The 22,766-nt window shown below is 62.4% G+C and carries 29 protein-coding genes; 10 read left to right on the top strand and 19 right to left on the bottom strand.

Annotation, left to right across the window (positions count from 1 at the left end; genetic code table 11):
* The first annotated feature begins 47 nt into the window (after positions 1–47).
* Both J2J98_RS05405 and J2J98_RS05400 read left to right on the top strand, forming a co-directional pair.
* Positions 48–860 (top strand): nucleotidyltransferase domain-containing protein, encoded by an 813-nt coding sequence (locus tag J2J98_RS05405; RefSeq protein WP_207602545.1) that lies wholly within the window; start codon positions 48–50, stop codon positions 858–860.
* Positions 857–1,297: a VOC family protein gene (locus J2J98_RS05400; RefSeq protein WP_207602544.1), complete on the top strand. Its 441-nt coding sequence runs from the start codon at positions 857–859 to the stop codon at positions 1,295–1,297. The genes J2J98_RS05405 and J2J98_RS05400 overlap by 4 nt, the downstream gene beginning before the upstream one ends.
* A gap of 197 nt (positions 1,298–1,494) precedes the next feature.
* On the opposite strand, the gene J2J98_RS05395 is transcribed toward J2J98_RS05400, so the two are convergent.
* The 10 genes from J2J98_RS05395 to J2J98_RS05350 form a co-directional block, all read right to left on the bottom strand.
* Positions 1,495–2,058 carry a hypothetical protein gene (locus tag J2J98_RS05395; RefSeq protein ID WP_207602543.1) on the bottom strand — a complete coding sequence of 188 codons (564 nt, stop codon included), beginning with the start codon at positions 2,056–2,058 and terminating at the stop codon, positions 1,495–1,497.
* Positions 2,059–2,330: 272 nt separating this feature from the next.
* Positions 2,331–3,116, bottom strand: coding sequence for a hypothetical protein (locus J2J98_RS05390; protein WP_207602542.1), 786 nt, complete (start codon positions 3,114–3,116; stop codon positions 2,331–2,333).
* A 21-nt stretch (positions 3,117–3,137) separates the two neighbouring features.
* Positions 3,138–4,112 (bottom strand): phage major capsid protein, encoded by a 975-nt coding sequence (locus tag J2J98_RS05385; RefSeq protein WP_011424439.1) that lies wholly within the window; start codon positions 4,110–4,112, stop codon positions 3,138–3,140.
* 15 nt (positions 4,113–4,127) lie between these two features.
* The gene (locus J2J98_RS05380) at positions 4,128–5,177 is read right to left on the bottom strand and encodes a hypothetical protein (protein WP_207602541.1); all 1,050 of its coding nucleotides are present in this window, start codon (positions 5,175–5,177) and stop codon (positions 4,128–4,130) included.
* A 36-nt stretch (positions 5,178–5,213) separates the two neighbouring features.
* Positions 5,214–5,525: a hypothetical protein gene (locus tag J2J98_RS05375; protein ID WP_207602540.1), complete on the bottom strand. Its 312-nt coding sequence runs from the start codon at positions 5,523–5,525 to the stop codon at positions 5,214–5,216.
* Between the two features lie 15 nt (positions 5,526–5,540).
* Complete coding sequence (locus tag J2J98_RS05370; RefSeq protein WP_207602539.1) at positions 5,541–7,622, bottom strand: hypothetical protein; 2,082 nt, start codon at positions 7,620–7,622, stop codon at positions 5,541–5,543.
* The gene (locus tag J2J98_RS05365; RefSeq protein WP_207602538.1) at positions 7,622–9,193 is read right to left on the bottom strand and encodes a terminase large subunit; all 1,572 of its coding nucleotides are present in this window, start codon (positions 9,191–9,193) and stop codon (positions 7,622–7,624) included. The genes J2J98_RS05370 and J2J98_RS05365 overlap by 1 nt, the downstream gene beginning before the upstream one ends.
* Entirely contained in the window at positions 9,159–9,629 is a 471-nt protein-coding gene (locus J2J98_RS05360) for a terminase small subunit-like protein (RefSeq protein ID WP_207602537.1), read from the bottom strand. The genes J2J98_RS05365 and J2J98_RS05360 overlap by 35 nt, the downstream gene beginning before the upstream one ends.
* A 17-nt stretch (positions 9,630–9,646) precedes the next feature.
* Complete coding sequence (locus tag J2J98_RS05355) at positions 9,647–9,883, bottom strand: spike base protein, RCAP_Rcc01079 family (RefSeq protein WP_138393684.1); 237 nt, start codon at positions 9,881–9,883, stop codon at positions 9,647–9,649.
* 977 nt (positions 9,884–10,860) lie between these two features.
* Entirely contained in the window at positions 10,861–11,136 is a 276-nt protein-coding gene (locus J2J98_RS05350; RefSeq protein WP_207602536.1) for a hypothetical protein, read from the bottom strand.
* Positions 11,137–11,327: 191 nt separating this feature from the next.
* Between J2J98_RS05350 and J2J98_RS05345 the strand changes: the two genes are divergently transcribed.
* Positions 11,328–12,182: a dienelactone hydrolase family protein gene (locus J2J98_RS05345; protein WP_207602535.1), complete on the top strand. Its 855-nt coding sequence runs from the start codon at positions 11,328–11,330 to the stop codon at positions 12,180–12,182.
* Positions 12,183–12,402: 220 nt separating this feature from the next.
* Here the strand turns inward: J2J98_RS05345 and J2J98_RS05340 are convergent, their stop codons facing one another.
* From J2J98_RS05340 to J2J98_RS05325, 4 genes are all read right to left on the bottom strand, one after another.
* Positions 12,403–12,948: a YidB family protein gene (locus J2J98_RS05340; protein WP_064706471.1), complete on the bottom strand. Its 546-nt coding sequence runs from the start codon at positions 12,946–12,948 to the stop codon at positions 12,403–12,405.
* 174 nt (positions 12,949–13,122) lie between these two features.
* On the bottom strand, positions 13,123–13,464 hold the full coding sequence (locus J2J98_RS05335) for a hypothetical protein (protein WP_207602534.1): 342 nt from the start codon (positions 13,462–13,464) through the stop codon (positions 13,123–13,125).
* A 107-nt stretch (positions 13,465–13,571) separates the two neighbouring features.
* Positions 13,572–14,387, bottom strand: coding sequence for an aminoglycoside 3-N-acetyltransferase (gene aac(3), locus J2J98_RS05330; protein ID WP_207602533.1), 816 nt, complete (start codon positions 14,385–14,387; stop codon positions 13,572–13,574).
* Positions 14,388–14,504: 117 nt separating this feature from the next.
* Entirely contained in the window at positions 14,505–15,401 is an 897-nt protein-coding gene (locus J2J98_RS05325; protein WP_138393688.1) for an alpha/beta fold hydrolase, read from the bottom strand.
* A 421-nt stretch (positions 15,402–15,822) separates the two neighbouring features.
* Here J2J98_RS05325 and J2J98_RS05320 point away from each other — a divergent pair, with 421 nt between their 5' ends.
* Positions 15,823–16,011, top strand: a complete 189-nt coding sequence (locus tag J2J98_RS05320; RefSeq protein WP_064706467.1) for a hypothetical protein — start codon at positions 15,823–15,825, stop codon at positions 16,009–16,011.
* A 79-nt stretch (positions 16,012–16,090) separates the two neighbouring features.
* Here J2J98_RS05320 and J2J98_RS05315 read toward each other — a convergent pair whose 3' ends face one another.
* The 5 genes from J2J98_RS05315 to J2J98_RS05295 form a co-directional block, all read right to left on the bottom strand.
* On the bottom strand, positions 16,091–17,101 hold the full coding sequence (locus J2J98_RS05315; RefSeq protein WP_207602532.1) for a DUF3618 domain-containing protein: 1,011 nt from the start codon (positions 17,099–17,101) through the stop codon (positions 16,091–16,093).
* Positions 17,101–17,517: a phage holin family protein gene (locus J2J98_RS05310; RefSeq protein ID WP_064706465.1), complete on the bottom strand. Its 417-nt coding sequence runs from the start codon at positions 17,515–17,517 to the stop codon at positions 17,101–17,103. Before J2J98_RS05310 ends, J2J98_RS05315 begins: the two co-directional genes overlap by 1 nt.
* A complete protein-coding gene (locus J2J98_RS05305) occupies positions 17,510–18,076 on the bottom strand; it encodes a hypothetical protein (RefSeq protein WP_064706464.1) in 567 nt (188 codons plus the stop codon). The genes J2J98_RS05310 and J2J98_RS05305 overlap by 8 nt, the downstream gene beginning before the upstream one ends.
* 101 nt (positions 18,077–18,177) lie before the next feature.
* Positions 18,178–19,317, bottom strand: a complete 1,140-nt coding sequence (locus J2J98_RS05300; protein WP_207602531.1) for a sialidase family protein — start codon at positions 19,315–19,317, stop codon at positions 18,178–18,180.
* Positions 19,318–19,333: 16 nt separating this feature from the next.
* A complete protein-coding gene (locus J2J98_RS05295) occupies positions 19,334–19,636 on the bottom strand; it encodes a hypothetical protein (protein ID WP_207602530.1) in 303 nt (100 codons plus the stop codon).
* A gap of 197 nt (positions 19,637–19,833) precedes the next feature.
* Between J2J98_RS05295 and J2J98_RS05290 the strand changes: the two genes are divergently transcribed.
* The 6 genes from J2J98_RS05290 to J2J98_RS05265 all read left to right on the top strand — a co-directional run bounded on the left by J2J98_RS05290 (position 19,834) and on the right by J2J98_RS05265 (position 22,715).
* Positions 19,834–20,163 (top strand): ArsR/SmtB family transcription factor, encoded by a 330-nt coding sequence (locus J2J98_RS05290; protein ID WP_207602529.1) that lies wholly within the window; start codon positions 19,834–19,836, stop codon positions 20,161–20,163.
* Positions 20,160–20,624 carry an SRPBCC family protein gene (locus J2J98_RS05285; protein ID WP_207602528.1) on the top strand — a complete coding sequence of 155 codons (465 nt, stop codon included), beginning with the start codon at positions 20,160–20,162 and terminating at the stop codon, positions 20,622–20,624. The genes J2J98_RS05290 and J2J98_RS05285 overlap by 4 nt, the downstream gene beginning before the upstream one ends.
* 43 nt (positions 20,625–20,667) lie before the next feature.
* On the top strand, positions 20,668–21,084 hold the full coding sequence (locus J2J98_RS05280) for a GFA family protein (RefSeq protein WP_138393694.1): 417 nt from the start codon (positions 20,668–20,670) through the stop codon (positions 21,082–21,084).
* Between the two features lie 207 nt (positions 21,085–21,291).
* Positions 21,292–21,624, top strand: coding sequence for an ArsR/SmtB family transcription factor (locus J2J98_RS05275; protein WP_064706458.1), 333 nt, complete (start codon positions 21,292–21,294; stop codon positions 21,622–21,624).
* The gene (locus J2J98_RS05270; RefSeq protein WP_138393695.1) at positions 21,617–22,102 is read left to right on the top strand and encodes an SRPBCC family protein; all 486 of its coding nucleotides are present in this window, start codon (positions 21,617–21,619) and stop codon (positions 22,100–22,102) included. The genes J2J98_RS05275 and J2J98_RS05270 overlap by 8 nt, the downstream gene beginning before the upstream one ends.
* Positions 22,095–22,715 carry a glutathione S-transferase family protein gene (locus tag J2J98_RS05265; RefSeq protein WP_207602527.1) on the top strand — a complete coding sequence of 207 codons (621 nt, stop codon included), beginning with the start codon at positions 22,095–22,097 and terminating at the stop codon, positions 22,713–22,715. The genes J2J98_RS05270 and J2J98_RS05265 overlap by 8 nt, the downstream gene beginning before the upstream one ends.
* Positions 22,716–22,766: the final 51 nt, after the last annotated feature.

Below are 22,766 nucleotides of genomic sequence, written 5' to 3'. Positions count from 1 at the left end.
TAGGCAATCCGCCTATTCTATCCTGAGGTGCTGGCAAGGAGAATCACATGCCCAGCAATCTTCCCCAAGCTCATGCGAACTTCCTGGAACGCGTCCGCAATGCGGTAGCGTCCGACAATCGACTAAGGGCCCTTCTGATCGGGGGGTCGTACATTCATGGCGGACTGGACGAGCATTCCGACCTGGACTTCGTCATCGTAGTCAATGACGAAAGCTATGCGGACGTCATGGCGACGCGGCTCGCCTTCGCCAACGCCTTGCCAGATCTTGTCAACGCGTTCACCGGCGAGCATGTCGGGGAGCCGCGCCTTCTGATATGTCTTTATGGTCCGCCGCTTCTGCACATCGACCTGAAATTTGTTCTGGTATCCGATCTCGACCACCAAATCGAGCGGCGGGCAATCCTGTTTGCCCGGGAACCGGCGGAGATCGAGGCCCGTATTCAAGCCGGGGAGGTCGCATGGCCCAACCATCCCTCGGAGTGGTTCGAAACGCGGGCCTGGATCTGGCTGCACTATGCGGCCACCAAACTTGCTCGCGGCGAACTGTACGAGGCAATCGGTATGCTCGCCTTCTTCCGCGAGCAGGTTCTGGGGCCGCTATTTTATCGCCGCGCAGGCAAAAACCAGCGGGGCGTGAGACGCCTCGAAGCGCTCGGATTGGACGAGCACGGGCGACTTGCTGCAACCATGGCCGAGAACAACCCCTCGTCCGTCCAGAGGGCCATCGAGGCATCCATCGACATCTATATGGACCTGAGGTCCGATGATCCGCCGCCGCAGCCAACAAAAGCAATGCCTGAACTTCTTCGCGACTTCATCCAGAACGTAACTTCCCGAAGCCGTGTTGAACCCCGATGACACAAGACGTGACAACTGCGCGCCGGCGTTTGTCCCTCGTGTCGCTGCTGGTGCGCGATTACGATGAGGCGATCGCCTTCTATGTCAGCAAGCTCGGTTTCCAACTCATCGAGGACACGAGGCTATCGAACGAAAAACGTTGGGTCGTTGTAAGCCCAAATGGCGGCCAGGCGTCGCTGCTCCTTGCCAAGGCCATTGGGAAACAGACCGCCGCTATCGGGCAACAGGCGGGAGGCAGGGTGTTCCTCTTCCTGGAAACGGACAACTTTGCCCGTGACCATGCTCGCTTTTTGGCAGCAGGTGTCATTTTCCGCGAGCAGCCAAGAGTGGAGGCTTACGGGACGGTTGCTGTGTTCGAGGACTTGTACGGCAACCCGTGGGACCTGATCGAACCAGCCATGTCTAACGGCTTCAAATCCGAGGCGGAAGTGGGCTGACAGCTTGCTCGTAACCGCCTTCTGAATACCGGTCCCGAATGACCGAAATGCGCCGACTGTGGGAGAAGAGGGAACCGCGGCGTCGCGGCATGTCCCTTCGCCCCGCAAGCGGGGGTCCGAAGGATGGGTCGAGACCAGTGTCTCGACCCCGGTAGGTGCCGGCAGGCGGATGAGGGGCTGCTTGCATCAGCGCTTCGTCAGGCCACCTGCCGTGCGCGGCCCCTGCCCTCGCCTTCCCTTTCGAGCGCCTCGAAGCGCAAGGCCATCTCCTTCATCTGCTCCTGCAGGCGGCTGACCTCGGCCTTCAGCCGTTCGTTTTCGGCGGCGAAGGCAGAGGCAGCGCTGGAGTTCTCGGCGGTCGCGAGATAGGCGCGGGCAGCGGCGGTCAGCTCGTTGGCGCCCATGCCGACCTTCTGCTTGGCCGTGTCGGAAAGGGCCGCCAGCTGCTCGACCGTATAGATGTTGATCGCCTCCAGCTCCTTGATCTGGCTGGGCTTCAGATAGGGCCATTGCGCAAGCGGCGTGCCGGTCAGCTGCTCGCGGGCGGCAGCGCCGTCCTTGAAGCGCCTGTAGGCGTCGACAAAGCGCTGTTTGTCGTTCTCGGTCACCTCGCGGTAGACCTCGGTGTGCTTGTCGCCGGCAATGAAGATGCGGACGAATTCCTTGTCGGCAAAGATCGGCCGGCCCTCCTTCTCGGTCAGAAAGGTCTGCTCGACCGGCTCGAGGCTGAAGGAGGCATAAATTCCGGTGTTGTCGGGCATGGTGCTTGCTCGCTGTTGATGGCGGGGAGATGTGGGCGCAGATGCGCCTGCGAAGTCGTGCGGGATGGCTGCCCTAACCTTACCGGGGTCGAGCCACGGGTCTCGACCCGTCCTTCGGACCCCCGTAAGAACGGGGAGAGGGGACGTGCCCCGCGAGACGCTGCGAGGGACACAGAGGGTGCCGGATGTCCCCTTCTCCCCGTCAAAACGGGGAGAAGGTGCCGGCAGGCGGATGAGGGGCACACCACCCATAGAAAGGTCAGCGTCTTGGTTTAGTTCACCTTCGACAGAAACGGCCGCATCAGCGTCGCCTCCAGCACACCCGTCGCGGTGATGGTGATGCCGGTGCCGTTCGCCGTCGCATTGGCCGAGAGCGTGATGCTCTGGACGACGCCGTTCGGGGAGTAGCTGACGGCCGCGATCGTCGTGCCGCCCGGAATGCCGGTGCCGGCGACGGCCGCGCCGATGAACGGACCGGAACCGGCATTGAGGCCGGAAAGGTTCGTCAGCAGGTTCGAGCCGTTGACGGTGGTTGCCATAAACGTCTGGTTGGCGGCGGCGAAGTTGACATTCGCGATCGCCTTGGTGGCGACGGTCGCCGAGGCAGGCGCACTCGCCTGCCCCGCCGTGGTGGTGGTTTCGGCAACGACGAGAGCCGCCGCTGCGGTCGCCACCTGGGCCGGCGCCTGGCCGTTGCGCTGCAGCCAGATGTAGTAGGTTCCGGGTGCGAGCGTGATAGCGCCGACCGGGCCGCCGGTCAGCGTCGGCGGCTGGGCGGCGCCGGAAAAGACGCCGCAGCGCTGGCCGACGACGGCGGCGGCCGTGGTCAGCAGCGAAGCGACATAATCCTTGGTCCACTGGAACCACTGGCCGGGCTGCAGGGTCGTCTGCGAGGCGAGCACCAGCTGGCAATAGACCCATTCGGATTCGCGGTCGCCGCCGGCAACCGCGCCGAGGGCGAAGTTCGGCCCCGGAATGCCGGAGCCGGCGACGATCGGGCCTTCGACGACGAACGGGTTCGCGCCAAGACGATCGGTCTGGGAAATTGCGATGGTCATGGAGTTGATCCTTTCGTTCGATCAGGCGAACAGCACGCCCTGCAGGAAGGCGTTGTTCATGGTGAGGTTGCCGGCGAAGCCCATCAGCTGCACGAAGGCGTCCTGGTTGGTGTTCATGCGCTCGTCGCCGATCGGCGCCATGTCGCGGTCGCGGTGCGGGCGGTAGAACAGGTATTTGGTGTTCAGGAAGAACATCTGGTTCGAAGGCGCGCCGCCGCCGAAGCCGCCGTCGAAGATCACGTCGGCGCCCATATATTGCAGCGATTGGAAGCCGGCCATGCCCTTGTCCGCCGAGGTGATGCGCTGGATCGCCTGCAGCGATTCCCAATAGAGGCGGAAGAAGTTGTTGTCGGCGACGACGAGGTCGGGCGCATCGGAGCCACGCACGCAGGACATGTAGAGCCGGTTCATGTAGCTCTGGATGTTGGCGTTGGTGGCGGCCGCGCCGCCATCGGCCGAGGCCGAGAATTTCTGGTTGCGCCAGAAACCCCAGGTGGCGCGCGAGATGCCGCCGACCGTGCCAGAGGTCGGTGAGGTCGAGATCAAGAGCTGCAGACCGCCGATCTGCCGCCCGCCATCGGCCGTGCCGTCGGAATAGCAGTCGAGCGCGATGTTGTTCTTCAGCGTCGTCTCGGCGTTCTCGATGCGCTGCTCGAGCAGATCGAGGATCGCATCCTCGCCGGAGTTCTGCAGCTGTTCGAGGCCGGACATGGAGACGGCGACCGCGGCCTGCTTCAGGTCGTATTCGGCAGCGGTAATGACGTCGGAGGGCTGGACGTTGAGGATGTCATAGCCGGAATAGCGCTTGAACGTGCTGTTTTCCTGGTACTGCAGTTCCTGGACGATGGTGCGGCCGCCGGAGACGGGCTTCTTGCGGCCGCGGCTGTTGAGACGGGTGAGAAGACCGTTGTTCTTCGTCACGTCGTCGGCGACCGTGCCGCTGCGGTTGCGCAGCGTCGTGGTCACGATTTCAGAGAGATTGGGCGAAATGGGCATTGATCATTCCTTTGATCAGACTTGACCGCGCGAAAAGCGCATGGCGTCGCGCAGCGAGTCTCGGATGGAGGTGGGCTGGCCTCTTGCCGTGTCTCGGGTCGGGCCCGGAGCGGAAGATCCAGAGATGGATCGCGAGGCGCGGCGGGCTTGATTTGCCGCTGCGGCCCTCTGGGCTTGCTGCTGGTGGACGGGAGCCGGCGCAGTCTGGCTGATCAACTGCTGGCGAATGTCCGGGCGCATCCAGCATGCGGCGTCGTAGGCGTCCTGAAGCGTCGATGCCCGCCCTGCATTGATAAGGGCGACCATGTCGTCGAGAACGTCTTCGGCATGCGCATTGGCCGGATCGGAAAGAAAGGCATCGACCTGAGTTTCGGTGTCCCTCTTCCTCAGAACATGTTCGACCGTGGCCTCGACATTGATCGGCCCGGTTTGGAGTTGGGGCTGCGGCCCTGCCTGCGCGCCGCGCTGCAGTGTCTCTCCCGCCTGACCCTTGACCAGGGCGTGCAGATTGACGCCTGCCACCTTGGCGACGTGAAGCACGGTGTTGACGGGATCGCGGATCAGCGCGTTTTCCCATTCGATCGCCCGTCGCATGACATCGGCATGGGTCATGCCGGCCTGGCGGACGATCGGGGTGAATTCCTCGAGCCCCTTGTAATCCTGCAGCACGCGGAAGCCGCGATCGACCTCCTGCTCGCGCTTGACGATCGCCGCCTGCACCTCGTTCGGCAGGCTTGAAAATCGCGCCTTAGCCTCCGCCGACCAGCCGGGCGGCACCCGGTTACCGGTGACGGCGGGCTGCTGGCGGCTGTCGATCTCGCCGGTCTGCTGCGCCGCCTGAGCCCCGAAGGGCGCCTGCCCTGTCCTGGCGGCAGCGGTCTGCTCCTGCCCCTTGGCCAGGAAGCGGCCGCTTTCGCCGTCACGCGGCTGGCCCGGCAGATCGCCCGGCCCGCCTTCGACGGTGTCGATCGCCGCCTTCAGGCTGTCGCGGATGCTGACAGGCTGCTCGGCCCCGCCAAAATCTTCGCTGCCGTTGCCGGCCTCGTTGAGGTCTTCCATATCCATCTTGGGGATTTCCTATGTCGGGGATTGATGCCCGTTTCAGGCGTTGTATTCGGCGTAGACCCGCCGCAATTCGTTGCGGATCGCCTTTCGATCCGCCTTCGGCTTCTCGATCGGCCGCGGCGCCTCATTGCCGATCTCGACCACGCCGGCCGCCCGGTAGGCGGAGCGCAGCTTGGCTTTGGAGGTGTAGTGCCGGCCGTCATGCATCGACTGGATCTCGATCGTGTCGCTGACGAAATGCGGCGCCGGCAGGTCCGACTGGGCGAGGTTTTTCACCGGCATGCAGTTGTGCGGCCATGCGTCGAGCGGGTGCCAGCCGCCGCAGACGCGGCAATAACGTTCTCTCATCTCTTCCCCTCGAACCTATTGATAGGCCGGCTGCGCCTGGAACTGCTGCAGCGCCTGCGCCGCCGCCTCGCCGCGCGCCTGCTCCAGCGTGGCGCGATGTTCGATCTCGGCTTGCGCGACGCCGAGTTCGGCCTTGCGCTGTTCGGCGCCCGCCTTCACTTCAGCCGTCTTCAGCTTGAGCATCTCGGCGGGCGAAGGCTGTCGCTCCGGTTTCGGCGCGCGGGCTGCCTCGGAGAGCTGCGCCCCCACCTGCTCCAGCATGCTTTCGAGCTGACGGCCGGCGCGGAAGCCGCGGGCGGCAAAGAGCAGCGTTTCGACCATGACCGGCACCAACAGCGGGTTCTGCTGCGCCATGGCGCCGGCCTGCTGCATGAAGCCGCCGACCATCTGGACGAATTCCATGCGGCGCTGCTTTTCGCCGTCCTCATCAGGTTCGATCGTCGAATCCGTTTCGATGTCGATCTGGAAGCCGCGAATGCTGTCGTTGCGGAGCAACTGCACCACCTCGTCGATGCTGGGCTGCGCCATCATCTGCTGCAGCTGCGGCGGCAATTCGGGGGGCGCCTGGGCGGGCTGGCCCATCTGCTGCGCCCGCATCGCCGCCTGCTGGGCCGCCATCTGCATCTGCTGCATCTGCATCTCGACCTGCTGCTTCTCGGCCATCGTCGGAAGTCTGATGCCGCTCACCAGCATCAGCGTTTCCGGCTGGAATTGATCGCAGATAATTTCGCCGGCGAGGCGGATGATGTCGCGGGCGAAACGGGCAAGCTCCGCCTGGCGGTCGCGGATGCGGATCGAGCCCCACTGGCTCTTGATGCGCTGCGCGGTCGCCGTCTCCGAGGCCTGGGTATCGCCGCGCACGATGTCCGATATTCCGGTGATCTGGTAGACGTCCTCGATCAGTTGCTTGCGCGCCGCCATGCAGGCGACGATCACATTCTGCACCTCGTCGATCGGCAGCGTCACAACAGCCTTCGAGCCGCCCTTGTCGGTGAAAGCCGCCCATTCCGGGATCGGCACCATCACCATGTCGTTTTCAGGCCGCATCGCCTTCTCGATCGCCGGCGAGATCGCGCCGTCGCCGGAGGGGTAGAAGACCTTCAGCCGCAGCTGGTCGGTCAGCTTGTTGATGCGCCTGGTCAGAAGGTCGATCTCGTCGCATTGCTGCTGGTAATAGACATAATCGGGAACCGGGACCAGCGAGCTCGTCGACATGGTGCCGTAGGCCGGGCGCGGGCAAGGCCAGAAATGCGTCAGCTCCAGCGGCGGCTCGGAGACCTCAAGCGCCACGGGCGAACCGTCGGCGATCCAGACGGTATAGTTCTCGCTCTTGCACCAGATCTCCCAGACATGGGTCTTGCCTTCGTTCTCGGCGCGCTCGGCCTGGCTTTCGCCCTTGCCGCTGCCGGCAGCCTGCGCCGCCCCCGACACCATGGCCTCACGGCCAAAACGCTTTTCCATTTCCTCGTCGGTCATCGGCACGCGCCGCGCCACCCAGGTCACATCCTTCCAGCGGCGTGCCGGCGAATGCAGGAAATCCGACCAGTGGACATAATCGATGCAGACGCGCTCGTCGGCGATCGTTTCGAGGGTGGTGCCGGCCATCTCTCCGGAGAAGCCAGCGGCCGGCGGGTCCGACGGCGCGACATCCATGTCGAGCGGTTCGAAATCGGCCTCGTAGCGCAGCCACACCGTGCCGCGGGCGCAGAGCAGGAAATCGTCGCGCACCGCCCGCAGGATCGAATCGAGATCCGCCTCGTCGCCTGTGTAAGCGAGATTGCGTTCGACGATTTCGGAAGCGATGCGCGCCATGGGCTGGGCGTCCTTGAAGCGACGCTCGACGACCGGCTGCGGCACGCGGGCATAGACGGCCGGCTGCAGCACCGCGGTATTGGCCCAGAGCATGGGAAAGTGGCGCTTGGCCGCGCTCGTCTGGTCCGACTGCTGGTCGAGATAGATCTTCTCGATCTTGACGCAGCGGTCGTGCCAGGACTTGAAGTAGCGCTGGGCGCGTTCGAGCTCCTGCTGCCAATGGGCGCCGACCTTTGCCGGATCCCAACGCTGCCCGCCTTCCAAAGCCGTTGTCTCGTCTTCCATCAAACACGCTCGCTACGTCTAGGGGTGGAGTCGGCAAATTCGTTGAATGTCATCGTCTGGAATGTCGGCGGCGGCTTACGCTCGGGCTTCAGCGGTTCCGGCGCCAATCCGGTGAAGATGATCGCCAGCCCGCCGAAAGCATCGGCGCCGTGCGAGGCCCAGTTGTGCAGCGGCTCGTCGCGGAAGACGCCGAGATCCTCGTCCCAGTCCTTGCGATAGTTGCGCAGGCATTTGATGCCGTCGGCGCAGCCGGCCTGGTCGAACTCGACCTTTGCCAGGATGCGCCGCGTGCCGTTGATGCGGTCGTGGACATAGGCGCGCTCGACCTTGCGGACCGTGCCGAGACCGCGGGCCTTGACCTCTCTCAGCATGATTTCGATGCGGGTCATGCCGCCGCGCGTCCATTCCCTGACCTTGATGTCGTGCGGCATGTTATGGACGCCGTAGACATAACCATGTTCGCCCGCCCGCCGGTCCAACTCGTCGAGCATGCCGTCCATGCCGGTGCCGGTATGCTCGAAATAGCCGATCATCCTCACGCGGCCGGGCAGCACCTGGAACAGCCAGACGCTGTTGGTATCATCCATGCCGATGTCGGAGATGGTGTGGACCGGGTAGCCTTCGACATGCGGGAAGACACCGATACGCTCCTCGGCGTCGGCCACCGCCATCTGGTCGGCATAATAGGCGCCTTCGACGCTTGCCTCGAAAGCTTCATCAGGCGTCGAGGGATATTCGCGCTTCATGTCTCCGAGCTGGGTTTCGGCCTTTTTGACATACCAGGCCTTCTGGCCGGCCGTCAGCTCAATCCCCTGTTCTGCGAGCTGGCCGAAATATTTCACGAAGGCGTCGCTGATGATGACGCCCTCGGGCGCGATCGAATATTGCGGCTCCTTCCACCAGGGAAAGAAGTGGAATTTGAAGTCGAGCTCGGTCAGGACAAGCGCCTGGCGCTGCTTGATCTGGGCATCCTCGCAGAGCGAATAGAAATGCCCCTCCTGGCCTTCCGCCGTGCTTTCGACGAAGACCAGCTGGCCGGCCTGCACCGTATTCAACGCGCCGGTCCGGACTTCCCGCGCCTTGTCGGGATATTTGGCGCAGAGCTTTCCATATTCGGAGATGTGCAGATATTGCAGCGTGCCCGAGCGCAGCGACGTACCGACGCGGATGCTCGAATTATTGGCAAGCAGCAATTCGCTCTGGTTGGTCCTGACAACAGGCACGGCGTTGCGGATGCCTTCCGGCAGGTTGTCATAGGGATATTTGATCTTGTCTCGGAAGATCGTCTGCACGTCGCCGAGCGTATGGGCGATGGTGCCGGCTCTTATATCCCGGTTGAAGACGCAGGCATCGAGCATGAAGATCTGGATGAAGGTGGTCAGCCCCAGCTGGCGGGCCTTCAGCAGCACGTTGAGATAATGCATGTCCTCGAAGAAGGTCATCTGCGTCCAGTTCATTTCGAACCTGACGCGTTTGCCCGCCTTGTCGGTGATCCAGTAGAGATTGTTCAGCCGCCAGCGCCAGTCGGAAAACCGGTCAATCGCCGTTTGGAAGTCCGCGGGTTTTGCCATTGACCGCCTCCAGCAATTGCGAGACTTCGCCGGTCGCGCCCTGTTCGGCCTCGACCTTGGCGCCGTATTTCTTCGGCCGCAGCTTCTCGGCGACCCATTGGCGGGTGGCGATGCGCAGCTGCGAGCGCCGGATTGCCTCGCCGTTCTCCTGCCAGCCGGTGGTCTCGCCGCTGGCATTCTTCTTTTCGATCCAGTCGTCGCTGCTGTTGTCGGCGATCTCGACCATCTCGTCCACGAAGCTGTCGGCCATGATCTCGCGTGCCAGCGCATATCGCGCCCGAAACGCCGCCTTGTCCTCGTCCGCCAACCAGGAAAGCACCGTCGATTTCGCCGGCATATCCTCGTCCCGGCAGATCGAGCGCAGGCTTTCCCTGTCGGCGATGCGCGCGCAGATCTTCTCGGCCAGCGCCTGGCTGAACTTGGTCGGACTGCCCATCGGTCCGCGTCTGAGGCTCAGAACAAGGCAATGATGTTGGCGGCCGTGGTCCCGGTCAGCGCCACGATCGCGGCATGAACCGGCAGGATCGTCCCGGCCGGCACGCTCTTGAAAATCACCGGATCCACATCCCGCCGCGAAGCAATCGCCACATCGCCGGCCGTGCCGATATAGAGCGCACGCGCCCCGACAATGGCGGTATCGTTCGGCGTCACCACAGCGGCCCGCGAGGCCGGAGCAATCGAAGGGTCCATTGCAATTCTCCTTGTGAGGGATGGATGTCCTGCCGACGCGGCGCGTCGGGGGCTGCTTAGCTAAATTTGGCCAAGCGCGCTCCCCACCCTCCGTCATCCCAGGTCTTGACCCTGGGATCCATCCCCGCTGCCGCTGGTGGAAGCCGAAGTGGATCCTCGGGTCAAGCCCGATCCTCGGGTCAAGCCCGAGGAGGACGGAGCAAGGGGTGAGCGCCGTGGCAAATCTGTGGGCGCTGACGCGCTGGCTGCTTCGCAAGGCGCCGCGAACAGCGCACAAGCTCGAAGAGCCGCGCCGACTTGACCGCCGACATCAGCTCCGGATTCAAATTTCGCAGCTTGGATTTACAGTAGTGATAACTGATGCGCCGGGGGGTGATCAAGAACTGATTACGCCTCTCCGCCGGTTCGAAATCGAGCCTTCTTGTGCCAGATTCCTCCACCCCGCGCCGATGCCGGATTTGGCAAAACGCGCTCCCCCACCCTCCGTCATCCGGGCCTCGAGCCTGGGGTCCATGGCCGCTGCTGGTGGTGGAAGCCGAAGTGGATCCTCGGGTCAAGCCCTGGGATGACGGAGCAAGGGGTAGGCTCCTCGGCAAATGAGCGGGGGCTGACGCGCTGATTGGTTCGCAAGGCGTTGCGAACAGCGCACAAGTTCGAAGGGCCGCGCGACGTGACCGCCCAGCTCCAGATTTCAGATTTCGCAGCTTGGATTTACAGTAGTGATAACTGATGCGCCGGGGGTGATCAAGAACTGATTACGCCTCTCCGCCGGTTCGAAATCGAGCCTTCTTGTGCCAGATTCCTCCACCCCGCGCCAACGCCGGATTTGGCAATCCGCGCCCCCCACCCTCCGTCATCCCAGGCCTCGAGCCTGGGATCCATGGCCGCTGCTGGTGGTGGAAGCCGAAGTGGATCCTCGGGTCAAGCCCTGGGATGACGGAGCAAGGGGGTAGGTTCCTTGGCAAATGAGCGGGCGCTCAGACGCTGATTGCTTCGCGAGGCGCTGAGAACGGCGCACAAGTTCGAAGGGCGGCGCCGGCCTTCACCGTCGACATCACCTCTGAATTCAAATTTCGCAGCTTGGATTTACGGCAGTGATAGGTGATGTGCCGGGAGGTGATCAAGAACTGATTATGGCTCTCCCACCAGATCAAAATCGGCCATGCCAAATTCCTCCACCCCTCTTCGACGCTGGATTTGCAAAATCGCCCGCCCCACCCTCCGTCATCCCAGGCCTTGAGCCTGGGATCCATGCCCGCTCCCTTGGTCGAGGCCGACGTGGATCCTCGGGTCAAGCCCGAGGATGACGGAGCAAGGGGTGAGCGCTGTGCCACCTGCAGGCCTCTTTTGAAATGAGGCCTCCTCCATCCAATCGTGGCAGCAAGCCCAACCGCTTTGCCAAGCTTCAGCTTCGGGGTACAAATAACATGCCGTCGGTCAAACGATGGAGGCGTCGGTGAAAACTGCAGGACTTCTTCTTTGCCTCGTGGCTTTTCTTGGCCTGCCCATGTCCGGGAACCCGGCCGGTGCCGAGGAATTGGTGCGGTTCGAAAGCGCGCCCGTGAAGCTCAGCGCTTTTCGAATCCGCAAGGCTCTCGAACAGGGAGAAATTCTTTCCCAACCACCGGGCATGCCGTTGCTCGGATATCTGTCCCGCCCTCCGGGTGATGGCCCCTTCCCGGCGGTCGTCATCATGCATGGATGCGATCACATGCGTCTGAGCCTCAAGGACCTCTGGCCGAAACGGCTGGTCAGATGGGGCCACGTCGTGCTTGTTGTCGACAGCTTCACCACCCGCAACCTCAAGGACACGTGCCGAAGCCATCTTCCCGAGCGCGTCTTCGACGCCTACGGCGCCTTGGACTTTTTGTCGAAATCAAGCTTCGTCGATATCAGGCGCGTCGCGCTGATGGGCTTTTCGGCGGGCGGCACCGCGACGCTGGACGCAACAAAAATCGGCGGGAACGAGCAGCTTATGGAGCGCAAGTTCAAGGCGGCGGTCGCCTACTATCCCGCCTGCGACGTTAATCGCGGCAATCCGGGAGTACCGACCTTGATCTTGATTGGCGAACGAGACAATTGGAGCCGGGCAGAACGATGCCAGAGGAGCCTTTCCCGTCTCCGCGACGATGCCCCGCCCGTCGAACTCGACGTTTACAAGGGCATCTATCACAATTTCGATGCTCCGGAGTTCACGGCGGGAAGGAGAGTGCTGGGCCATATCGAAAAATACGACCCCGACGCCGCGGCAAAGTCCATCCGCAGCGTTTATGCCTTTCTTCGCAAATACCTTCGGTGAAGGTCGACCGGCGGTCTGGCTCTGCTCATCCGCCAACCGCGAGTTTGGCACCTAGGCACCCCCACCCTCCGTCATTCCAGGCATCGAGCCTGGAATCCAGTTCCGCGGCCGGTGGAAGTCCGCGCGATGGATCCTCGGGTCAAGCCCGAGGAGACAGTTTGTGAGGCGATCTCCGCGGCAAATCCATCCAGGGCGATAATTGCGCTCCGAACTCGAACGCCTAAACGCCGCTCGGCCGCCCCGTGGTTGTCGCCTGGCTCGCCGAAGACATGAACGCCTCCTCCTCGCTCGGCACCTTCCCCTCCGGGGTCAGATCGTCGACCGCTTTGGGAAGGTCGCGGCTCAGCCGGCCGAGGATCTCCTGATGCGAAAGGCCTGTATTGCGGGCGATCTCTTCGAGGACATCAGGGCCGAGGGCTGTGGCCAGTTCGCCGTCATTGATGTCGGCATTCTGCCCCCGGCGCACCCAGGATTCCATCTTGTCTCCCTGGCCGTTCTGCTGGAACGTCTTCAGGAGATCGCCGAGGCCGCCGCTGACGATGCTGCCGGAGCTTAGTCCGCCGAGAAGGCCGCCCAAGCCGCCTAACCCACCGCCGGAGCCGGCCAGCCCGCCGAGGATGCCGCCGAGACCGCCCGTCTGCTGGCCTCCCGCCCCGGCTTGTTGCGGGTTCTGGAGGCCTCGCAGGAGCTCCTTGATCTTGTCCCTGTTCTGGTAACCGGCAACGGCAAGAACGGCGAGAAGCGCCTTCATTTGACCGCTCATCATGATGATATCCTCCAATGGTGTCCGGGTTGGCTCGGCTTTTGATGGAAGCGCGAAACCGCTGATCTTCTGTGTCTGGCAATCGCTTTCACGACGGCAGCCTCGCTGACGCCTCGGCAGCATGTTCGCAGCCGATGACCCGTCCGCCCGGCCGCATTCGTTCAGAACGGCGGTCGGTCAGAGTTCCGGGCAACCGCGGCGGTTGGCAAAGACCATCCGTTCCGGCCCGCGGCGCGTCAATCCCTCGACGACGATCCTGCGCGGCGACATGCGGACGATGTGCGCCCGGCGAAGTCCTTCGCTGCGGGCGATGTCGAGCGCATCATCGGGGTCGCAGCGGCGCGGCCCGCGGCGGTCGTAGCCGTCATAGCGGTCAAAATCACGATTGCGATCGTAAACGCCGACCCCACCGGGGCCGATGCGCAATTCCATGTCCTGCGTGGCGGCGATGGTTGGCGCGATCGTCAAGCCGCTCATCGCGGCGAGGCCGACCAAGACGAACTGAAGCGTTTTCTGCATGAATTCCTCCCATGGAGTTCTGCTTATCGCCATATCAACATTGCCATCGGGATTTTGTTCCGTGAGGCAGGAGAAGCTGGTCGCGCGGGAGTCAAGGCGCAGCCGCTTTAACTCTCATGCCGAACATGAAGCTCCAACCAGGCGACGGCGAAGCTGCAGATGGAAGCCGCATCCACCAGGACCGACGGCGCTTCTCCGATCAGGCCCTGCGCTCCCGCGCCGCTTGCCAGAAATGCGCGGACGATCTCGCCGAAATAGTCGCTTGCGAGGTCAGGGACGACCGGATCGCCGGTGTCGAACTCCTCGATCATGCGCCACACCACGCCGGCCGACGTGGCGAAGGGCGCCTCATATCGGCGCAGGCGCTTGTTCGGGATATCAGCCAGGTGCTCGGCATGGTGGAGAAGGGTCATCGTGTCGAGCGGCGCACCCGCCATCAGCACCTTAGCGCCGGCCTCCACGAGTTTGGCGAGCGGAGAGCCCTCGCCATAGCCATAGTCGAGCGGATGATCGGCCGTCAGCCAGTCGGCCCTTGCCCCTATTGCCGCGACCGAGGCGCCCGGATTACCGCTGCGTCGCGCCCCTGGCCTCGTTCGAAGGAATTCAGGGAATATGCCATTGTCGCGGATGGCCCTGGAGGTCGCGGGATCGAAGGGTGCGATGTGGTCGCGCCATTCGCCAGGAACGCGTCCGTCCTCGCCGAGCAACTCGTCATAGGCGCCGTTCCAGTCCGTATAGGCGACGATGGTCCCCGACAGCCCCACGGCATCGCCCAGCGCATCGATGAACATGTCGGGACCGTTGAGCAGCCGCCCCAGCCTGCTCATGGCGGCATGCACCATGACAATGTCGCCGGCGCGAAGGCCGAGCTTCTCCAAGTCCTTGCTGAGCGAGAGGCGGGTGTGAAAGTGCGGAGCGGTCATGGCCCGACGATCATCGGGTCGTGGGCGGGAGTCAAGGTTCCCCGTTCGGACTTTCGGGACACCATTGATCGCGATGCGCCTGCGGCCGCAGTGCAGCTGCGGTAAACCTCGCGGGGCTCATGCTACATCCGTCAACAGTCCAGGCTTGACGGCCGGTACGGAGGAGCGCTCCTCGATGATCGCGTTCAGCATCCGCAATGCCACGGCCGGGGCGACGTGATGCGGCATATGGCCGACGCCCTCCAGGCGTTTCACGAGAAGGCGGGGATGCCTCTGGCGGAGCCAGTCGATGTGCAAATTCGGATCGACGATGAGGTCTTGCGACCCGAAGAGCACATGGATGGGAACCTGTTCAGGCAGGCCAGGCAGCAGAGCCATGTCTCGGTTGAAAGCGCGCAGCTCGTCAGCCATGGTTTCGATCGCGCTGGGCCGGATCATATGGCCGGCAGGCAGCATGTTCAGGTGGGACGGCAGTGGATTGGGGAATGATGATGACCGAATTCCGTGCCGGAGAAAGAGAGCGGCCCAGCGAGACATGATGTGTCGGCGGATCAGCGGCCCTATGACAGGCGCAACGGCCGTGCGCAGCAGGATCAAAGGCTTCGAGGGAACAGGACTGCAGCAGGGCGAGATCAACAGGAGCGCCTTTACGAGCTCAGCTCTGCGGGCAGCCAGATGAAGGGCCGAGGCACTGCCGATCGAATGGGCGACGATCGTGACAGGCCCAAGCCCTGAGGTATCGAGAAAGCGCTCAAGCCAGAAAGATTGACCGAGTGGACCCCGTTCCTGCGGCGGAAGCGAGGAACTCCAACCGTAGCCGGGACGATCGATGGCGATCAGTCGGTGCTGGCTGTTTTCGAAAGGAAGCAGCGCCTCTTCCGCCAGACTGCCGCAGCCATGCAGAACAACAACCGGGCTTCCGTTTAGTGAGCCGCTTTCAAGGACATGAACCTGAAGGTCATCAATGACGCTGATCGTCCCCAGTCTGGGCAGGATGGGCTGCTTCTTCAACATGGTCAGCAAACCCGGCAGCCCAGCAAAAGTTCCGGTGCCCATGGCGCAAGCAACTGATAACACGTGACTAAAAACAACGTCGACAGACCTTTTAGCGGGCACGGCAAACGTTCGGCCGGCCTCCAATTCGCGTGCCGCAGCCACTCACATCTTATTCTGGTGTCCTCGCGCCCCTACAGCCGCGGAACGTGTGTCACGCCGATTTCACGCGATTTCGATGGCGGCTCTCGTTAGATTCTGCCGAGATTTCGCCAGCAGGATTCTGCCTGAACAGGATGTCTGTCGGAAAAATGCGTTTCGGATAGCACCGCCGGCCGCCGCAATGGTGAGGAATTCTCGGGCCGATCAAGCATTGCCCGCCAGGGTGGGCGGCGGTCGGCTGTTTTGATCTTGGTCATGCTGCAGCAGGAGGCAGCTGAAGATGCAATTCCCGGTCCATTCAAAGACGATCGCCGAACTCGATTACGACAGCCAAACCCGCCTCTTGCGGGTGCTCTACAAAGACGGACGAGTAAGCTCTGTTCCCGATGTCGCTCCCACGCTCGTGATGAAAATCGTCGCGCGGGTTCCCGTCGAAAAATCTTCATACCTCATGCAGACGGCCATCTGAGGCTTCCGCGAAAGCGGATCAGTCAGACGGCGCCTCTTTCCGCGTGGAACCTTTCCTGAAGCCGACCGGTATGGATCCTCTACCGCCGATCGGTTCCGCCTTGGCCATCCCTGCGATCTATGAAAGCTTCGGCCTCATCCACCACGCGTTCCTTGATGTCATCATGAGCATCGGAGGCAACTTCCACGGCCTTGTGATAGACTTCCGACGCTACCTCTTTACCCTGCGCGACGACGTCCTGGGCCTGATGGCTGAGGCTATCTCTTGCGCTATCTGCGGCTTCGCCGACCAACTCATCCTCGGTGTCGGTGTGGGGCAACGCCGCGCCGATCGCTGCACCGACCGCGAAAGCCAGAGCACCGCCGACCAGCGGCTGGTCACGGAACTGGGTGAGGATCGCCTCGTTGAGTCTGCTCGTTTGCTCCTGAAGACTGGTCGCCGCCGAAGAGGATCGGCTCGATAGCGAGCTCGCCGCGCCAGACGCACGGGCGCCGAGGTCGCTTGCGGCGCTTTTCGCCTGCTCCCATTTCTCCGCCGCCCAGCCTGTTGCCGCGTCGAGCATTGCACCAGTCTCGTCGGTGATCTGGCTGATCTGCTTTCCGCTCGCGTCGGCGAAGCCACGATAGGTCTTGCCCGCCTCGTCCATGAAATGGCCGGCACGACCTCCTGTTTCGTCCGTCAACGCTTTCAACCTCTTGCCGGATTCATCGGCAAAATGGCTGTAACGCGCTCCGTTTTCCATTGCCGGCGGACCAATCCTGCGGACCCGGCCAGTCGCGGGATAAAGCGGGTATTCAGGGTCCTCCCTCCAGGTCGTCGTGTCGGCTGATGACGGGCTGCCTTTTGCCATGAGCCAGGCCAGGCTCACGCCCATCAGCGCGACCGGCAGAGGGTTCGCCTTGAGGGCGTGGCCAAGATTGCTGACATACTCTCCGCCGCCGCTTTCCTTGGCGTATGCGATGACCTCATCGATGAGCTGGCCCGGCGACATCCGTTCCTGGATAGCGTCAATCCGGTCGCCGATGCGGCGGCGGTCCTGGTCGATCTCCCGCTGAAGCTCGGCCGATGTTTTCTCCATTGAGTTTTCCATCAGATTTTGTCCTTCACAACATCAACGTCGCGGCGAAGCGAGGTCGCAGTACGATCCAGTCTCATGTTATTGGCGCGAAGCGCGGCGAGGCCGCGGGAGACCAATGCCCAAGCGATGCCGGCAATGATGATGCCGACGATCAGAGAGGCGAGCGCACTGGCGGTGGTTTCGGTAAAACCCTGTGTCACGAGGAAGGCCGCGAGACCGCCGACAAGAGCACCCAGCAGGACGCCGACCGCCCCGATCGCCAGGACCAATCCGAACAGGAGAATCTCCACGCCGCTGAGCGCCTGCGAAAGTTTTTCCGAAGCCTCCGTCTTGGCAAGATCGATTTCCTTGCGGAGCAGGCTCGTGACATCACCAACGAGGCCACTGACGAGCTCGGAGAGGGGTGTGTTCTCTGAAGACTTAGCCATTTTTCTCGCCTCCGGTCGTTGCGGTGCCGGGGCGGCGGCCAATCGATGGTTCACGCGGCGCGGCAGCTGTTTGCCTTTTCGCGGAGGCTGTCAGGAAGCGGCTTGCTGCCAGGCCTGCAAGTGCGGCGATCCCGAGAAAGGCGAGCGGTTGCTTGCGCCCGAAATCCTCGGTCATGGTGGCAATTTCGCCGATGTCCTTGCCTTCCATCCGCCGAGCGACAGTCTGCACGCTCCGCCCGATTTGCCTGGCGTATCGCCCGACCTCAGCCTGACCGGAGCTTTCCATTTCGGCGCCAGCTTTCTCAAGTGCCGTTGCAACGCCGCGGACCTGGCGAGCAGCGAAGCTGGTGCGTTCGGAAATGACTTCCTTGGCTTTCTCGACGGCGGTGTCGGCGCCTTCCTTGATCGTTTCCTTGGCGGCGGAAACATCTTCGCTCACCTTCGCTTCCAGATCGGAAATGGATGTGCGTGTCCCCGGCGAAGAACCGGAACCTGGGGATGAGGACGGTGTCTGCGCCGATGCGCTTCTTCCTGCCGGATCCGTGAAATCGTTCTGCATGTCTAACCTCCCATGTCGTGCCGGCGATTGCCGCAGCCCCGAACCACGGGTGCCCCGCTTTGTTCCCCGAATGCGCTTCGAACGTTCCTCTTCAGCATGGCTCAGACCTGCGACTGCAATGAAGCAGCGCCGTCCTCGGCTCCTTCCTGATCTTTGGCAGGCGTGATAATGGACGCAGCGACGTAACGCTCCTGCCTGTCGCCATCGTTGAAGTAGTAGACGGCGAGCAGGGATCCCTCACCGCGTTTTACGATTCTGGGATAACCGAGATCAGCCGTGCCGCCGTCGCTCCGGATGACCTTCTCGGCGCCCCATGTCTGGCCGTCATCGGAACTCATGCGCATCCTGATGCCAAATGGCGGATCGCGGTAGCCGTAGACGAGCAGTAGCATGCCTCCGATCCGTCCGAGCGCTGGCGGATTGCCATTGCTGCCGGTGTCGTCGACGATGCAGCCTTTCCGCGTCCAGGTCTTCCCTTCGTCGTCGGAGGTGAAGGCTTCTATCCAGCCCTTGCCACCGCCCCTCCCCATGCAGCGCGTCAAGGTCAGCATGGCGCCACCGGAAAGTGCCGTCGATGCCGGCATGATCGAATAGCCCTCAGGTTCCGGGCCGACAAAGCCTTGAAGGACGAAGCTGCGCCCGCCGTCCGCGGTGCGCGCGCAGAACACTCTGCCTTCCGCACCGTCCGCTTTGGAGGTGCTGAGCATGAAAAGCGCACGGTCCCTGCCAAGAGGAACGATATCGGTGCGCGCCGCGATCGGAAGATGCAAACCGGTGAAACGATATGGACCCTGCCATGTCAGGCATCGATCCCGGCTGACATAGAACCAGCTGACAGCATCGCCCTCTACATCGGTTCTGGCGCACATGACGATCGTCTCGGGATCGAGAAAGTCTATGGGTTCATCCAGAACGCGGAGGTCATCACGGGTCGACAGATGGGGACGAGTCTTGAGATTGGCGTTCAGGTGCTCGTCGGCCGAAAGCGAGAGCCCACCCGGCACTTGGCCGCAGAACGGCTCGCCCATCCATGTCAGTCCGCCGTCCAGGCTGCGTGCCTGCCAGGGTACGAATGGATAATGACGGTCCAGTTCGTGCAGCTCCCCCTTCGCTCCGAGTTTGCCGCGCGCGAAGACGACGACGATTTCGTCACCCCAGGACCAGAGACCATAATTTGCCGGCCAGGCTGCAAACTCACCCTGCCTGCTGTAGATTTCAAGATGGCGCAATTGCGTGTCCATGGAGGCTTCCAGGCGGTCAGAGCGTTTCGACTGGAAGTGCCCGCACGAGCAGTTCATCCTGGCCGAGCAGCTGTTCGAGGTCGCGACGGTATTGGCGCCACCACACCCGATCGAGACTGCCCACCATGACTTCGATCACGATGACGGTATCTTCTTCAGTGCCCTCATCATTGGACCAAAGCCCCTTTGCGGGGGAATTGAGATATGCCGTCACACCGCCATGGCGCTCCGTCATCTCGCGCTGAATTGTCGCGATAATGTCTTCGATGTCGATCGCCGCTTGCGGCGCTGCCGGAATAAACAACTGTATCAAGTGCACGTGGAATTCTCCTCGTTCGGCGAACTTCGCAGGTCTGACGAGGTTCCGGCCCGGCTCGAAATCTGGCGCGATGTCATGGTGTCGGCTCCGCCGCCGAATTCGCGGATATCCGTCGGAAAGCGGCAACAGTCGGTGGTCGCAGTCATGAGACACCAATTAGTGTTGACTCATCAATTAGTCCACGCTATTGTTTCCTGATGATCCAGACCGCTTCCATCGACGTCGTCATGCGCGCCCTTGCCGATCCCACCCGGCGGGCCGTGTTCGAGCAGATCGTCAACTCCGATGAGATCACCGTCGTCGAACTGACGCGGGCGAGCCACGTGACGCAGGGCGCCGTTTCCCAGCACCTCAAGGCGCTGAAGCAGGCGGGCCTTGTCACTGAGCGCCCCGAGGGGCGCAAGGTCTATTACCGCGCCGAGCCGGAGGGCCTTGCGCCGCTGGTCGACTGGATGAGCCATTACGGCCTCTTCTGGCGCGACCGCTTTACCAATCTCAGAACATTGCTGAAGGAAATCGATCCATGAATGACGCAGCATTGAAGTCCGACACGCATAATATCGTTGTCGACGAGGTCTTCCCGCATCAGCCCGAGACGATCTGGAAAACGCTGACCACGGCCGAGTTGATGGGCCGCTGGCTGATGGTGCCTGAAGGCTTCGAGCCGGTGGAGGGCAAGCGCTTCACCTACCAGACCACGCCGGCCGGCGCCTGGGACGGCACCATCCACTGCGAGGTGCTGGAGGTGAAGCCGAACAAGCGTCTCTCCTATGCATGGAAGGGCGGCCATGCCGGGAATGTCGGATACGGATCGCGGCTCGATACCGTCGTAACCTTCATTCTCTCCGAGGCCGAAAACGGCACGCGGCTGCGGCTCGTCCATTCCGGTTTCGTCCTGCCGGAGAATGACACGGCCTTCCGGAAGATGGGCGAAGGCTGGAAGAAGGTCGTGAAGAACATCGGCAGCCTTGCCGACGAACAGGATTGAAGCGGCTCGAAAGACCGCATCCCAACAACATCAGGAGAAATAGATGAGCAAGCCCTATACCGGCGGGTGCGCTTGTGGCGCGATCCATTATGAGATCACGGCCGAGCCGATCGCGATGAACGACTGCCAATGCCGCGACTGCCAGAGGACGAGCGGCACCGGCCACGGATCCTATCTGACCTTCCCGAGCCGGCAGGCGGTGAAACTCGAAGGTGAGGCAAGCCATTGGGAGATGGTCGCCGACAACGGCAACGTCAAGACGCGCGGTTTCTGCCCCGCCTGCGGTGCGCCTGTTTACCTGACCTTCTCCTATATGCCGGATTTCTTCACCATCCACGCCGCAAGCCTCGACGAGCCCGAGCGATATCGGCCACAGGCGGTGACCTACACCGTGCGCGGCCATGCCTGGGACCTGGTCGACCATGATGTCCCCAACTTCGAAAAGATGCCGCCGATGTGAGGCTGGGCAGCGCCTGGAAAAATGGTGCATCGGGGGTCGACGTCGCGAGCGGTACGGGCCGGCGCGGCTTCCCGGCCGGGGATCAGCAGACGCAGGACCTTCCGCTTCATCGCCGAGGGTCCTCGCCGTCATTGCCAAGCGCAAATTGCCTTTGACATTCCCCTCCATCCAATATATCCATTTGGCTATATAGCTAAATGGTGATGCATGGACGACAGGCTTGATGCGATTTTCTCCGCGCTCTCCGATCCCACACGGAGAGCAATTCTGGCGCGGCTTGCCAACGGCAAGGCGACCGTGGCCGAACTCGCCGATCCCTTCGAGTTGTCTCAGCCCGCCATCTCAAAACATCTCAAGGTCCTGGAGCAGGCTGGGTTGATCCGCTCTGGCCGGGAAGCGAATGCGCGTCCCCGCATCCTCGAGCCGGCAGCCTTGAAGACAATTGCTGATTGGATCGCCGATTACAGACGCTTCTGGGATCAAAGCTTCGATCGTCTCGATGACTATCTCACCAAGGTACAAGGATACGAAAATGACTAATCCGGAGACCGCCACCGACAACAGCCGCGACCTGGTTCTTGTGCGAAGGTTCGACGCCCCATGCGATCTCGTTTTCAGAGCATGGACCGACCCGAAAGCCTTCGTGCAGTGGTGTGGTCCTCACGGTTTCAAGGCGGTGGGCGACAGACTTGAAGCCTGGCCCGGCGGCAGACACCGCGCCTGTCTGATCGCACCGGATGGAGAAGAACATTGGGTCGGCGGAAAATATCTGGAGGTCGAGCCGCCGCACAGGCTTGTCTTCACACATGCCTGGGAGACGGGAAGCGGCGAAACCAGCCCCGAAACGGTCGTCGCCATCACTTTCAGGGAAAGCGACGGCGGCACGGAAATGACTTTCAGGCAGAGTGGATTTGCAAGCGCATCTTCACTTGAGGGTCATGAATCCGGTTGGTCGCAAAGTTTCGAGCGATTGGGCTTCTTTCTCGAGACTGAATCCGAAGGGCCGAAGCATGCGTAAGGCGGCGATGAAGCTCTACTATTGCGAGACGCTCAATCCCCGGAAGGCCTGCGCCGCCGCCCGTTTTCTTCAGGCCGACGTAGAGTTCGTCAGGGTTGACCTGGCAAGCGGAGAACAGCGGAGCGCGGACTTCCTGGCGCTGAACCCGAACGGCAAAGTCCCGGTGCTGCAGGAAGATGCCGGAACCTTGTGGGAAGCGAACGCCATCATGTGCAGGCTGTCTGACGCAGTCGCATCGGATTTCTGGCCGCATGACCACCGGCAGATCGACGTGCTGCGCTGGTTGAGCTGGGATGCCAACCATTTCACCCGGCACGGGGCAACGCTGTGGTTTGAAATGTTGATCAAGCCGTTGTTCGGCGGAGAGCCTGACGTCGCCGTGATCGAAGACGCGAAGACGAGCTTTCGGCTCCACGGCCGGGTGCTCGACGATCATCTCGCCGCCAATAGCGTCGCCGTCGGGAAGACACTGACCGTTGCAGATTTCGCTCTGGCCGCTGCGCTTCCTTATGCCGCCGCCGCCGAGATACCACTCGCGGAGTTTCGGCATATCCAAGCCTGGTACGGACGGCTTGAAGAACTGGATGCGTGGCGAACCCCTTTCCCAGCGTGAGAGGCACGCTCTCGCCCCTTCTCCACAGGAACGCTTTGTGCATATATTGCC

Origin of the sequence: Rhizobium bangladeshense (assembly GCF_017357245.1) — a bacterium.
Taxonomy (GTDB): domain Bacteria; phylum Pseudomonadota; class Alphaproteobacteria; order Rhizobiales; family Rhizobiaceae; genus Rhizobium; species Rhizobium bangladeshense.
The sequence above is the reverse complement of the archived record's forward strand: the minus strand, read 5'-3'. Positions and strand labels throughout refer to the sequence as shown.